Source organism: Mycolicibacterium boenickei, assembly GCF_010731295.1.
Taxonomy (GTDB): domain Bacteria; phylum Actinomycetota; class Actinomycetes; order Mycobacteriales; family Mycobacteriaceae; genus Mycobacterium; species Mycobacterium boenickei.
This window is the reverse complement of record NZ_AP022579.1, coordinates 2267159-2279960: the sequence shown is the minus strand read 5'-3', so window position 1 is coordinate 2279960 and position 12802 is coordinate 2267159. Positions and strand designations below refer to the sequence as shown.

Genomic DNA, 12802 nt, shown 5'->3' with positions numbered 1-12802 from the left:
CGTGACGTCCACACCCCACCTGTCAGACTCCGCTCACCCTGTCGCGGCCACCGGTCCACGAACAGATTGGCGTCCGCTGCTGGCATGCTGCGCGGCGACGTTCCTGCTGCTCGCCTACACCACCGTCGTGACCGTCAGCGTCGCGGGAATCGCCGACGATCTCGGTGCCGGTTTCGCAGTCGCGCAATGGATCATCGATGTCTACACGCTCGTGCTCGCCGCCCTGGTGCTGGCCATGGGAACCCTCGGGGACCGACTGGGTCACCGGCGGCTGTTCCTGATCGGGCTGGCCGCATTCGCCGCGGCCTCGGTGGCCTGCGCCCTCGCCGGTTCGGGCGCCTTGCTGGTCGGGGCCCGGGCCGCCCAGGGAGTCGGTGGGGCAGCGCTATTCGCCACTGCCGTGCCGCTGTTGACGCAGTGCTATTCCGGTCGCGCCCGCGCGGTGTCGTTCGCGGTGTGGGGTGCCTGCGCGGGCGCCGGTAGCACCGCGGGCACCATCGCCGGCGGAGCGGTCACCGAGTTCGTCGGCTGGCGCTGGCTGTTCGTCGGAGCGCTGCCGGTGTGCCTCGTCGCCTTGGTCGCCGGATTCATCTCGCTACCCCGCGAATCTCACCGAGGCGGGCCGATCGACCTGGCGGGCACATTGCTCATCACCACGTCGATGACCGGAGTCACCTTCGCGATGATCAACGCCGGAGAACACGGGTGGACATCGGTCGGCACCATCTCGGGCGTCCTGGTGGGGCTCGGTTCGGCGGCGGCGTTCGTTCCGAGCCAGCGCCGCGCTGCGCATCCGGTACTGCCCGCCGGTCTGTTTGCCACTCGCGGATTCACCGCCGTGCTCATCGCCGGGTTCTCCTACTACTTCGCCGCATTCGCGGCGCTGCCGGTCTTGTCCCGGTGGCTGCAGACCACCGAGGCCATGCGCCCGTTGCAGGCCGCCCTCATCCTGACCATTCAACTCGTGGCGTTCATCGCGGTAACGCTACTGTTCAGCGCTCGGCTGCACGATGCGCCGCGCAGCTGGGTCCTGGGCGGCGGCACGGTACTCACCGGTCTGGCATGCCTGTCCGGTGCCGCCCTGACTGCACGCCCGGAGTGGACGACGCTGATCGCCGCGCTGGCGATCACCGGCATCGGCGCGGGCATCGTGTCGCCTGTGCTGCCCGCGGTCGCCGCGACCTCGGTGCCGCCTGCGCGCGCGGGCACCGCGGCCTCCGCAGCCAACGCGGCCCGCCAGCTCGGCCTGACCATCGGGATCGCGTTGTGCGGCACTCTCGCCCAGCCGCCCCACCCCGGGGCGGGCATTTCCACGTCCGGCCTGGTCGCAGCTCTCGTCGCCGCTGGGGGTGTCGCACTCTGCGGCGGAGCGCTCAGCATCACCCTGCTCCGCTCCGACGAAGTCACATGAATTGGCGTCATACGAATAAGCCACGTGCCCGCGCGCCGTCGGGAGCACCCCTTTATCGTTGATGGCCACGGGTCGGCAGCCGAATGAAGGAGTCACCGATGTTCTCCCGGGGCGTGAAAACTCGAGTCTTCGCGACGGCGGTCGGCGTTGTCGCGCTGACGGCGTCGTTCGGGGTCTCGCCGGCACGTGCGGACGCCCAGGATGACCAGTTCTTCACCATCGTCAACGACCTGAAAATTCCCACGACTTCGCCCGAGGAGGCCGGCCAGGTCGGTCGCGGAGTCTGCGACGCCCTCACGAAGGGCAAGATCGAACCCGCCCGCACGGTGCGGGGAGTGATCAGCCAGCTGATGAACCAGGCAGGCATCGACAAGCACCAGGCCGCGAACCTGGTGCGCGGGGCGGTCAAGGTCTACTGCCCGCAGAACGCCGCGTTCGTCGGCCGCTGAGGCCCACGAACGCAGCTCTGACGCAACGCGTTAGACGTTGGGGCTGTAGTGCATCCCGTTGTCGCGGTGGCCAATAGGCGGCAGGTTGCGGGCCGGGGTGTGCACCAGCGGGGCGTCGGCCGGGATGCGGCCGGTGGCGCGGTCCCATGCACTGCGGGCTCGCGGATGCATGCGACGGCGCCGGGGTACGAGCTTGAAAATGTGGCCGATCACCTTGCCCAGCAAGCGATGTCGCTTCTCATCGCGTTCCGACCAGGTGTATCCCATCAGCTCGCGCACCGCCGGGTGGTACAGGCCGACGGTGAACCAGACGAACAACGGGTGCACCACATACTTGCGCTGCAGCGCCCACATCCAGTCGGGCATCTTCGACGCGAACGGCGGCTTCGGCAGCTCACTCAGGTCCAGTACATCGCGGGCCGCCTGGTTGTTCTCCAACACGTTGCGGCACATGTGTTCCCAATAGACCTGGAAGTCCTCCCAGGTTTCCGGGACGGGCCGCATGCTCATGCCGTACATCGAGTACCAGCGCTTGTGCTCGTCGAACAGCTGCCGCTTGTCCGCTTCGGAGATGCCGCCGGCGAGCCGGTCCGCCACGATGATCGTGCCGACGAAGAACGTCGAATGCGCCCAGTAGAAGACCTCGGGGTTCAGCGCGTGATAGCGCCGCCCCTGGGCGTCGATCCCTTTGATGTCGACGTGGTAGTCGCGCACCTCGGCGCCGGTCTGCGGCGCCCGGTCGCCGTCGAACACCACGCCGCCGATGGGGTACAACGAGCGGAGCAGCCGCGGCCAGCGCTCCTGGAAGAAGATCGAGTGCTCCGTGACGGCCGCGCCCAGCTGCGGGTGCATGTTCTGCATCGACCCGGCCCACGGGCCCTGCAGCATCCCCCGCCAGTCACCGAAGTACTTCCACGTCAGCGAATCCGGCCCGAGCGGGACAGGCGGCGCCTCGTACCCGCCCGGGGCAGCCGGGCAACCCGCCGCCACCGCAGCGGATCCGCTGGTCACGGGGCATGTCTCAGAAGTATCTTGTGTCACAGGTGCGCTTTCTGCCGGGAAGACGATGGTCCTGTTTCAATTGTGACTACATACGTTGTCATCGGAGCTTAGGAGTAGATGTGCCATCCGGTCAACGACGCGGCCGATGGTCGGGCGTTCCGCTGCAGGAACGCGCGGCGCGTCGCCGCGACGAACTGATCGCCGCGGGCGTCACCCTGCTAGGCAAAGCCGACGGGCCGGCCCTGACCGTCCGCGCGGTGTGCCGGGCGGCCGAACTCACCGAGCGCTACTTCTACGAGAGCTTCGCCGACCGCGACACGTTCGTCCGGGCGGTCTACGACGACGTCTGCGCCCGGGCCATGTCAGCCCTGACCACCGCCGTCACTCCCCGCGAAGCGGTGGAGCGATTCGTCGCACTGATGGTCGACGACCCCACCCGGGGCCGGGTGCTGCTGCTCGCTCCGGAATCCGAACCGGTACTGACCCGGTCCGGCGCGGAGTGGATGCCCGACTTCATCGGCCTGTTGCAACGCAAACTGACCCGCATCGCCGACCCGGTACGCCAGGCCATGGTGGCCACCAGCCTCATCGGCGCCCTGACCGCGTTGTTCACCGCCTATCTCGACGAGCGGCTGCCGGCCAGCCGCGAACAGTTCATCGACTACTGCGTCGACATGCTGCTCGGGCGGGTCGGCAGTTTCTGAGCGACGCTCAGGACCTACTCGTCCGGAGTGCTGGCCTCGGCGATCGGCTCTTGTTCGGCCGCAGCCGCCTCATCTTCGGCGGCCTTGGCCTCACGGCCCGCCGGGCTGGCGACCGACGCGCCCGGATGGGTCTCGGTGGCATGGTCGCCGTCGCAGTTGAGCGCCACCTGGGTCACGTCTTCCTTGTATTCGAAGTAGGTGTCCGACGTCTGCGGCACCAACTGCCGGACCGTCCAGGCATTGGTGACGATGCACTCGTCGCGCGGCAACCGGCTGCCCACGGTGACGGCGACATGCGCGGTCCCCCCGCCGTCCTCGATGGCGGTCACAGCGTCGCTATATGTCTGCCCCACAACATCTGGTGCCGCCTGGGCCGCCCCCGCGCCCATTACCGCGAATGCGAAACCCGCCGCGGACACCCCGATGACACTTCCGAACCCGATCGCGATCTTCATCTGGCCCGACCTTCCCCGTCCGGCGATCTCTCCCGGAGAGGTGGGGCGCCAGGGCTTCCGCCCGCGCGTTCAGCTGCCCCTCGTTCCGCGGCAAGGTGCCACGAAAGACTCTTTGGGAGCTGACGTGAATTTTAGTCGGCAGCGGGGCTCACATCGAGTGATTAACCCCTACTTAACCGCTACTCGTCGGGCGTGCTGACCTCTTCGAGCTGCTCCTGCTCCGCAGCGGCGGCCTCTGCCTCAGCCTTCGCCGCCGCCTCATCTTCGGCAGCCTTGGCCTCACGGCCGGCCGGGCTGGCGACCGAAGCGCCGGGGTGGTTGGCGGTGGCGTGGTCACCGTCGCAGTTCAACGCGACCATGACCTCGCTGTCGGCATGCCCGAAGGAACCGCCGCTGTCACGGACGAAGGGCGCATCCCACGCGTTGGTGACGATGCAATCTCCCTGGGACAGCTTGCTGCCCACGGTGACCGCGACCTTGGCGCTGGCGCCGCTATCCTCGATCGCGCTCGAGGCGTCCGAGTAGGTTTGGCCGACCACGTCCGGCGCGGCAGCCGCGACACCCGCACCGAGCAGCAGGGACACGGCCGCACCGGCGGCGACTGCAGCTCCGGCACCAACGACAAGCTTTTTCACGTGTGCCCAACCTCCGAGCGTGGGTATCCGACAGATGTTCGTGCGGATCCTACAGTCGGCGCGGGCGCGCCGCAGGACTCATGAATTACCCACGGCACGCACCCGCGGGGCAACTTGATGTCACCGGTTTACACAGATATATTGACTGCAACCAACAGGTACAGATAACTGAGCGTCCCCGGGACGCGAGGAGGGTGAGGGCGACATGTCGCAGGAATACACCGACCTGCAGCTCCTGCACGAACTCGAGCCTGTCGTTGAGACCAGCATCAACCGCCATATGCGGATGCGTAAGGACTGGAACCCGCACGACTTCATCCCGTGGTCGGACGGCAAGAACTACTACGCACTCGGCGGCCAGGACTGGGATCCCGAGCAGTCCAAGCTGTCCGAGGTCGCCAAGACCGCGATGGTGCAGAACCTGCTCACCGAGGACAACCTGCCCTCGTACCACCGCGAGATCGCCATGAACATGGGCATGGACGGCGCCTGGGGCCAGTGGGTCAACCGCTGGACCGCCGAGGAGAACCGCCACGGCATCGCCCTGCGCGACTACCTCGTGGTGACCCGCGCCGTCGACCCCGTCGAACTGGAAGAACTGCGCGTCGAGCAGGTCACCCGCGGCTTCTCCCCCGGCCAGAACCAGCAGGGCGACCTGTTCGCGGAGAGCCTGTTCGACTCGGTCATGTACGTGTCGTTCCAGGAGCTCGCGACCCGCGTCAGCCACCGCAACACCGGCAAGGCCTGCGACGATCCGATCGCCGACCAGCTGCTGCAGCGCATCTCCGCCGACGAGAACCTGCACATGATCTTCTACCGGGACGTCTCGGCGGCCGGCCTCGACATCGCCCCCAACCAGGGCATGGCGTCGCTGCACCGCGTCCTGGACAACTTCAAGATGCCCGGATACACCGTGCCCGACTTCCGCCGCAAGGCCGTCGTCATCGCCGTCGGCGGGGTCTATGACCCGCGTATCCACCTGGACGACGTGGTGATGCCGGTACTGCGCAAGTGGCGCATCTTCGAGCGTGAGGACTTCACCGGCGAGGGCGCACGTCTGCGCGACGACCTCGGCCGCATCGTGGAAGAGCTCGAGGACGCCTGCGACAAGTTCGAGGTCGCCAAGGAACGTCGTCTGGAGCGCGAGCGCAAGGTGGCCGAGAAGAAGGCCATGAAGAACCTGTTGGTGTCGTCTTCGTCTTCATGACCCTGACCGCCACGCCCCCTGCAACTGCAGCGTCGGCCCGATCCCAGCTGCGGATCGGGCCGTTCGCATTGCCCAGCCCCGTCGTCCTGGCCCCGATGGCCGGCGTGACGAATGTGGCATTCCGCACACTGTGCCGCGAACTCGAGATCGCTCGCGCCGGCACTGTCAGCGGCCTCTATGTGTGCGAGATGGTGACCGCCCGGGCCCTGGTCGAGCGCCACCCGGTCACCCTGCACATGACCACCTTCGGCCCCGACGAATCGCCGCGGTCGCTGCAGCTCTACACCGTGGACCCGGAAACCACGTACCTGGCGGCCAAGATGATCGCCGACGAGGGCATGGCCGACCACATCGACATGAACTTCGGCTGCCCGGTGCCCAAGGTCACCAAGCGTGGCGGCGGATCGGCACTGCCCTACAAGCGGCGGTTGTTCGGCCAGATCGTGGCGGCGGCAGTGCGCGGCGTCCAGGGCACCGACATTCCAGTGACGGTGAAGTTCCGGATCGGCATCGACGACGCGCATCACACCCACCTGGACGCCGGGCGCATCGCCGCCGAGGAAGGCGCGGCAGCCGTGGCGCTGCACGCCCGTACGGCGGCGCAGCGCTACTCCGGCACGGCCGACTGGGACCAGATCGCGGCGCTCAAGGCCCATGTCACGAGCATTCCGGTGCTCGGCAACGGCGACATCTTCGAGGCCGACGACGCGCTGGCGATGATGGCCGCGACCGGGTGCGACGGCGTGGTCATCGGCCGCGGCTGCCTGGGCAGGCCGTGGCTGTTCGCCGAGCTCTCCGCGGCCTTCACCGGCCGGCCGGCCGCCACCCCGCCGACCCTGGGCGAGGTGGCCGACATCGTGCGCCGGCACGGTGAGCTGCTCAGCGAGCACTTCGGCGAAGACAAGGGCATGCGCGACATCCGCAAACATGTGGCCTGGTACCTGCACGGATTCCCGGCCGGTGCCGACCTGCGGCGCGGGCTGGCCTTGGTCAAGACCCGTGCCGAGCTCGACGGCCTGCTGGACCAGCTGGACGCCGACGCCCCGTTCCCGCCCGCGGCCACCGGTCCGCGCGGCCGGCAGGGGTCGGCCGCCTCGGTGTCGCTACCCGAAGGGTGGCTCGACGATCCCGACGACTGCGCGGTCCCGGCCGGGGCCGATGTGATGCATTCCGGAGGCTGACCTGCACCTCGCATCGAGATGACATCGAGACGGCACTGTCACCGGGTTGGGTCTAGCTCAGCCTCAGGATGCGTCAGTACGATGAAAACCCTGCCGCGGCCGGCTCAAGTAGCCAGTCCGGCACCGTGCTGCTAGAAGAGATGAGGAGAAAAACCTCAGCAGCACCCAGATCACACCGCGGGAACGATGCGCACCGACGCGCACGCGCGAGTTCGAAGAGTCGGAGGCCGGTAAGGACATGAGTGACGGTGATAACGCCACTCCCGGCCGTCGGCACCGCTCGCCGGACGATTCGTCGGACAACCAATGGATTACCCGATCCCGGCAGCCTTTGCCAGGCGCCGCGCCGTGGGAACGCCAGGATGCGCCGTCACCCGATGAATCACCGCTCGACGAGCCGACGGGCAGCCACGCCGACGGCGTAACTGTCGCCGATCTGATCGCCAAGATCGCCGGGACCGGATCCACCCCGTCGCCGTCGCGTCACCGGCTGGAGCCCGACGACCCAGAAGACGTCGAACCGGAGCCAGAGCCCGAGGCACAGCCCGAACCGGCGTACGTCTTCGAGGCGGAGCCGGAACCAGAATTCATCCACGAGGCCGAGCCGGAGCCGGCTTACCTGGAAGAGCAAGAGCCCGAGCCGGTCTACACCCGCCCGCCCGTGCCCGATCCGACGGACGTCATCGAAGCGGTGCGGATCGATCCGGAAGACGATCAGCCCCAGGATTTCCACGAAGCCGAGGACTACCCCGAGCACTTCGACGCCGGTTTCGACGAGCCCTTCCACGAACCGTTCGGCGACGCACCGATCGACGACTCTTTCGAGGAGGCCGTCGACGCGCCGTTCGACGACTCACTGGAGCACCCCGAGACCGAGAACACCGATACCGATGTGCTCCCGGCCCTGCCTGCGGTGTACGACTACGACGCTCCCCAGGAGCGCCCCGCCTGGCGCGTCCGCCCGACGCCACCGGACGAGCACGACCCCGACGAGACCACCGTGTTGGAGGCAGTCAAGCCGCCGCTCAACCGCCGGGTCATGCTGGCCGGCCGCTCCGCCGCGGCGATCCTCGCGGTACTCACGCTGGTACTCACCGGTGGGGCCTGGCAGTGGCAGTCCTCGAAGAACAACAGCCTCAACAAGGTCGCCGCGCTGGATCTCAACTCGCGCGACATCGTCGACCCCAACTCGCAGTTCGGCGACGAGAACTTCCTGATCATCGGTACCGACAGCCGGTTCGGCGAGAACGGCGGCATGGGCGCCGGCGGCACCGAGGACGCCGGTGGCGCCCGATCCGACACGATCATGCTGGTGAACATCCCGGCCAACCGGGAACGAGTGGTCGCCGTGTCGTTCCCGCGTGACCTGTCGATCACACCGATGCAGTGCGAGCCGTGGAACGCCGAGACGGCGACCTACGGTCCGCTGTACGACGAGGAGACCGGGACCTACGGCCCGGACGAGGTCTACACCGAGACCAAGCTGAACTCCGCCTTCGCCTTCGGCGGCCCGAAATGCCTGGTGAAGGTGATCCAGAAGCTGTCCGGGTTGTCCATCAACCGGTTCATGGCCGTCGATTTCTCCGGTTTCTCGAAAATGGTCGACGCGCTGGGCGGGGTGGAGGTGTGCAGCACCACCCCGCTGGAGGACTACGAGCTCGGCACGGTCCTACCCAATGCCGGCCGTCAGATGATCGACGGCCACACCGCCCTGAACTACGTGCGGGCCCGTCAGGTGACCACCGAATACAACGGGGACTACGGGCGGATCAAACGCCAGCAGCTGTTCTTGTCCTCGCTGCTGCGCGCGCTGATCTCGCGGGACACGTTCTTCTCGCTGAACAAGCTGAACAACGTGGTGAACATGTTCATCAGCGACAGCTTCGTGGACAACATCAGGACCAAGGACCTGGTCGACCTCGGGCAGTCGGTGCAGGGTGTGAACGCGGGCCGGATCACCTTCGTCACGGTGCCGACGGTGGGCTACGCAGACGAATACGGCAACGAGGTCCCCCGGACCGACGACATGCGCGCCCTGTTCGACGCGATCATCAACGACGACCCGCTGCCCGGTGAGAAGAATCCGGACAACACCCCCGTGCCCGGCACGCCGGAATCGACCACGTCGTCGGTCCAGGCCGCTGCCCCGTCGGAAACTCCGCAGTCGACGGCGCCGGAGCCCGCCCCGGCCGCGACGGAGGGCGGTGAGATGGTCAACGCCGTCACCACCGAACCGCAGCAGGTCACCGTGCAGGTGTCGAACTCGACCGGCCAGAGCGGCCTGGCCTCGACCGCGGCCACCGAACTGCAGGAACACGGCTTCAACGTCAACACCCCTGACGACTATCCGAGCACGCTTCCGGCGACCACGGTGTTCTTCTCCCCCGGCAACGAGGAGGCGGCCGCGACCGTGGCCAGTTCCTTCCCCAACCCCACCATCGAGCGGGTATCGGGCATGGGTGACGTGGTGCAGGTGGTGCTGGGCTCCGATTTCAACGCAGTGAATGCCCCGACCCCGAGTGGGTCGGAGGTCCAGGTGCACGTGCTCAAGGGCACCAGCACCAGCCCGACGCATCTGCCCGAGGATCTGAACGTCACCAACGCGGCGGACACCACCTGCGAATAGGCCGAGAAAGCCCTGGCGGACGGCATTCACCGTTCGTTCATCGTTGCATCGTGACTACAGGCCCGCTGACCGCATAATCTTGCTGCATGCGTACCCATTACAACGAGCAATTGCGTTCACTGACGGACCAACTCGGCGAGATGTGCGAGTTGGCGGGTACCGCAATGGAGCTGGCCACCCAGGCGCTCTTGCAGGCCGATCTCGCGCTCGCCGAGCAGGTCATCAGTGACCACGAGAAGATGACCACGCTGAGCACCCAGGCCGAGGAGTCTGCGTTCGTGTTGCTCGCGTTGCAGGCGCCGGTTGCCGGCGATCTGCGGTCGGTGGTGGGCTCCATTCAGATCGTCGCCGATGTGGACCGGATGGGCGCGCTGGCGCTGCACGTGGCCAAGATCGCCCGCCGCCGCCACCCCCAGCATGTGCTGCCGGAGGAAGTGAACGGCTACTTCGCCGAAATGGGCCGGGTCGCAGTCGAACTGGGGCACGCCGCACGCGAGGTGCTGCTCACCCAGGATCCGGAGAAGGCTGCCCGGATCCAGGAGGAAGACGATGCGATGGACGATCTGCATCGCCACCTGTTCTCGGTTCTGATGGACCGGGAGTGGAAGCACGGCGTGACGGCCGCCGTCGATGTGACGTTGCTGAGCCGCTTCTACGAGCGCTTCGCCGACCATGCCGTCGAGGTGGCGCGGCGGGTCATTTTCCAGGTCACCGGCTCCTACCCGGCTGACGGGGATTCGGTTTCCTCCAACCAGTGACTCAGGGCCGGTCGTCGGGCGGCACCAGGCGGACCCCGTCTTTGTGCGCCCCGGCCAGGTCTGCCAGCACCTTGACCAGTACCTGCAGGTCAGCCCCGCTGTAGCGCAGCAGGAAATCGCGGGTTCCGCGGTCCATCTCGTCGTGCAGTTCCCGGTGCACGTCGACGACCAGTTCTCCGTCGGCGGTCAGGCCGAGCTCGATCTCCTTGCGGTTGCCGGGTACCGGCGTGCGGGCCACGAGGCCGGCCTCGACCAGCCGCTGCACGTGCTTGGACACCGTGCCCTTGAGCCTGCCGGAGCGCGCTGCCAGTCCGACCACGCTGACCGGACCTTCGGCGATTTCCGCCAGCAGGTGCATCGACGACGTCGGTAGCGTCCGCACCAGCGTCTGCAACCGCTGGGGGCATCTGGCGGCCATGAAATCGCGTTCCGCGTCGCTCTCCCCGTCATTCCCGAGCCGGTCGCCCACCGTGGCCATCAACCCCGCGATGGCGTCGATCAGCTCCAGTTTGGTTTTCACGGAAACCATATTGCCACCCATCCCCTCGCCCGGTAGATTGTTTCTACAGAAACCATATCTGGGGAAACTAAAGGAGCCGCTGATGAAGGCCGCACTGGTCACCGAATGGGGCCGCATTCCCGTCTACACCGACGTGCCCGAGCCCGAGGCACATGACGGCGCCGAGGTGGCCGCCGTCGAAGCATCGGCCCTGACCAATCTCACCCGGGCACTGGTATCGGGGAAGCACTACGCCAGCAAGGAGATCCAGCTACCCGCCATTCCCGGCGTCGACGGTGTGGCGCGGCTTGCCGACGGCCGTCGCATCTACACCGGAGCGCTCGGATACTCCGGGCTGATGGCACAGCGTGCCCTGGTCGATCCCCGCGGCGGGGTCGACATCCCGGAACACGTGGATTCGGTCACCGCCGCCGCCCTACCCAACCCCGGCATCTCGGCCTGGACCGCACTGTCGTACGCCGCGGCGGTCAAGCCCGGCGACCACGTGCTCGTATTGGGCGCCACCGGCGTAACCGGCTCCATGGCAGTGCAATTGGCCTGCGCCATGTTCGGCGCCGAGAAAGTGGTGGCCGCCGGCCGTAACCCCGAACGGCTGGCGTGGCTACGGTCGGCCGGAGCTCACGACACGATCGCCCTCGGCGAGCAGGATCTGGGCGCCCGCGTCGCCGAGATGCACGCGGAGCGTCCGTTCGACGCGGTGCTCGACTATCTGTGGGGCGACCCGGCCGCACAGGTGCTCACGGCCCTGGCCGCCGGCCATCCGGCCGCGCACTACCACCCCACCCGATTCGTACAGATCGGATCGATGACCGGACCGACGCTACCGCTGGACGCGGGAGTGCTGCGCGGCACCGGGATCACGCTCAGCGGGGTCGGCATCGGCAGCGTTCCACCCGAGGTGCTGGGCCGAGCCCGCGCCGAGGCGTTGCCCCGGCTGTTCACCATGGTCGCCGACGGTCAACTCGAATTGCGCACCCAGCCACGGGCATTGGCTGATGTCGCCGAGGTGTGGGCGGGCGGTGAACCGTCGGGCACCCGGGTGGTGCTGACGCCCTGAGCCCAGGAGACCTCAGCCGAAGCGACCCGAGATGTAGTCCTCGGTCGCCTTCTGGGTGGGGTTGGAGAAGATCTTCTCGGTGTCGTCGATCTCGATCAGCTTGCCGGGCTTGCCGGTGGCCTCGAGATTGAAGAACGCGGTCTGATCGCTCACCCGGGCGGCCTGCTGCATGTTGTGGGTGACGATGACGATCGTGAAATCCTGCTTGAGCGTGGAGATCAGATCCTCGATTGCCAGCGTCGAGATCGGGTCGAGCGCCGAGCAGGGCTCATCCATCAACAGCACGTCCGGCTGCACCGCGATGGCACGGGCGATACACAACCGCTGCTGCTGACCACCCGACAGACCGCCGCCGGGCTTGTCCAGACGATCCTTGACCTCGTTCCACAGGTTGGCGCCGCGCAGCGAACGCTCGGCCACCTCGTCGAGGGTCTTCTTGTTGCGGACGCCCTGCAACTTCAGGCCCGCCACCACGTTGTCACGAATCGACATGGTGGGGAACGGGTTCGGGCGCTGGAACACCATGCCGATGGTCTTGCGCACGCCCACCGGGTCCACCCCGGCGCCGTAGATGTCCTCACCGTCGAGCAGCACCGAACCCTCGACCCGCGCACCGGGGATCACCTCGTGCATGCGGTTCAGCGTGCGCAGCACGGTCGACTTACCGCAGCCCGACGGGCCGATGAAGGCCATCACGCTGCGCGGCTGCACCGACAGCGAAACCTCGGAGACGGCGTGGAACGCGCCGTAGTAGATGTTGACGTCCTTGAGGTCCAGCCGCTTGGCCATGGATAGCT

The 12802-nt window shown here is 67.3% G+C and carries 13 protein-coding genes; 8 read left to right on the top strand and 5 right to left on the bottom strand.

The window, feature by feature from the left end; genetic code table 11:
• Position 1 precedes the first annotated feature (1 nt).
• Both G6N57_RS10750 and G6N57_RS10745 read left to right on the top strand, forming a co-directional pair.
• Entirely contained in the window at positions 2-1411 is a 1410-nt protein-coding gene (locus G6N57_RS10750; protein WP_097926543.1) for an MFS transporter, read from the top strand.
• Between the two features lie 98 nt (positions 1412-1509).
• Entirely contained in the window at positions 1510-1860 is a 351-nt protein-coding gene (locus G6N57_RS10745; RefSeq protein WP_077741888.1) for a DUF732 domain-containing protein, read from the top strand.
• Positions 1861-1890: 30 nt separating this feature from the next.
• On the opposite strand, the gene G6N57_RS10740 is transcribed toward G6N57_RS10745, so the two are convergent.
• The gene (locus G6N57_RS10740) at positions 1891-2901 is read right to left on the bottom strand and encodes an oxygenase MpaB family protein (RefSeq protein ID WP_077740394.1); all 1011 of its coding nucleotides are present in this window, start codon (positions 2899-2901) and stop codon (positions 1891-1893) included.
• Between the two features lie 80 nt (positions 2902-2981).
• Between G6N57_RS10740 and G6N57_RS10735 the strand changes: the two genes are divergently transcribed.
• Positions 2982-3566 (top strand): TetR/AcrR family transcriptional regulator, encoded by a 585-nt coding sequence (locus tag G6N57_RS10735; RefSeq protein WP_065512188.1) that lies wholly within the window; start codon positions 2982-2984, stop codon positions 3564-3566.
• 14 nt (positions 3567-3580) lie between these two features.
• On the opposite strand, the gene G6N57_RS10730 is transcribed toward G6N57_RS10735, so the two are convergent.
• Together G6N57_RS10730 and G6N57_RS10725 are read right to left on the bottom strand one after the other, a co-directional pair.
• The gene (locus tag G6N57_RS10730; RefSeq protein ID WP_077740393.1) at positions 3581-4021 is read right to left on the bottom strand and encodes a hypothetical protein; all 441 of its coding nucleotides are present in this window, start codon (positions 4019-4021) and stop codon (positions 3581-3583) included.
• A 179-nt stretch (positions 4022-4200) separates the two neighbouring features.
• Positions 4201-4656 (bottom strand): hypothetical protein, encoded by a 456-nt coding sequence (locus G6N57_RS10725; RefSeq protein WP_077740392.1) that lies wholly within the window; start codon positions 4654-4656, stop codon positions 4201-4203.
• 205 nt (positions 4657-4861) lie between these two features.
• Between G6N57_RS10725 and G6N57_RS10720 the strand changes: the two genes are divergently transcribed.
• The 4 genes from G6N57_RS10720 (at position 4862) to phoU (ending at position 10428) form a co-directional block, all read left to right on the top strand.
• Positions 4862-5863: an acyl-ACP desaturase gene (locus tag G6N57_RS10720; protein ID WP_036391936.1), complete on the top strand. Its 1002-nt coding sequence runs from the start codon at positions 4862-4864 to the stop codon at positions 5861-5863.
• Positions 5864-5910: 47 nt separating this feature from the next.
• Positions 5911-7044 (top strand): tRNA dihydrouridine synthase DusB, encoded by a 1134-nt coding sequence (gene dusB / locus G6N57_RS10715; RefSeq protein WP_077741887.1) that lies wholly within the window; start codon positions 5911-5913, stop codon positions 7042-7044.
• A 238-nt stretch (positions 7045-7282) separates the two neighbouring features.
• Complete coding sequence (locus G6N57_RS10710) at positions 7283-9670, top strand: LCP family protein (RefSeq protein ID WP_109552021.1); 2388 nt, start codon at positions 7283-7285, stop codon at positions 9668-9670.
• An 86-nt stretch (positions 9671-9756) separates the two neighbouring features.
• Positions 9757-10428: a phosphate signaling complex protein PhoU gene (gene phoU / locus G6N57_RS10705; protein WP_036447562.1), complete on the top strand. Its 672-nt coding sequence runs from the start codon at positions 9757-9759 to the stop codon at positions 10426-10428.
• 1 nt (position 10429) lies between these two features.
• Here phoU and G6N57_RS10700 read toward each other — a convergent pair whose 3' ends face one another.
• Entirely contained in the window at positions 10430-10948 is a 519-nt protein-coding gene (locus tag G6N57_RS10700; protein WP_077741886.1) for a MarR family winged helix-turn-helix transcriptional regulator, read from the bottom strand.
• A gap of 82 nt (positions 10949-11030) precedes the next feature.
• Between G6N57_RS10700 and G6N57_RS10695 the strand changes: the two genes are divergently transcribed.
• Positions 11031-12005: a quinone oxidoreductase family protein gene (locus G6N57_RS10695; protein ID WP_077740391.1), complete on the top strand. Its 975-nt coding sequence runs from the start codon at positions 11031-11033 to the stop codon at positions 12003-12005.
• 12 nt (positions 12006-12017) lie between these two features.
• On the opposite strand, the gene pstB is transcribed toward G6N57_RS10695, so the two are convergent.
• A complete protein-coding gene (gene pstB / locus G6N57_RS10690) occupies positions 12018-12794 on the bottom strand; it encodes a phosphate ABC transporter ATP-binding protein PstB (protein WP_003884662.1) in 777 nt (258 codons plus the stop codon).
• Between the last annotated feature and the right edge of the window lie 8 nt (positions 12795-12802).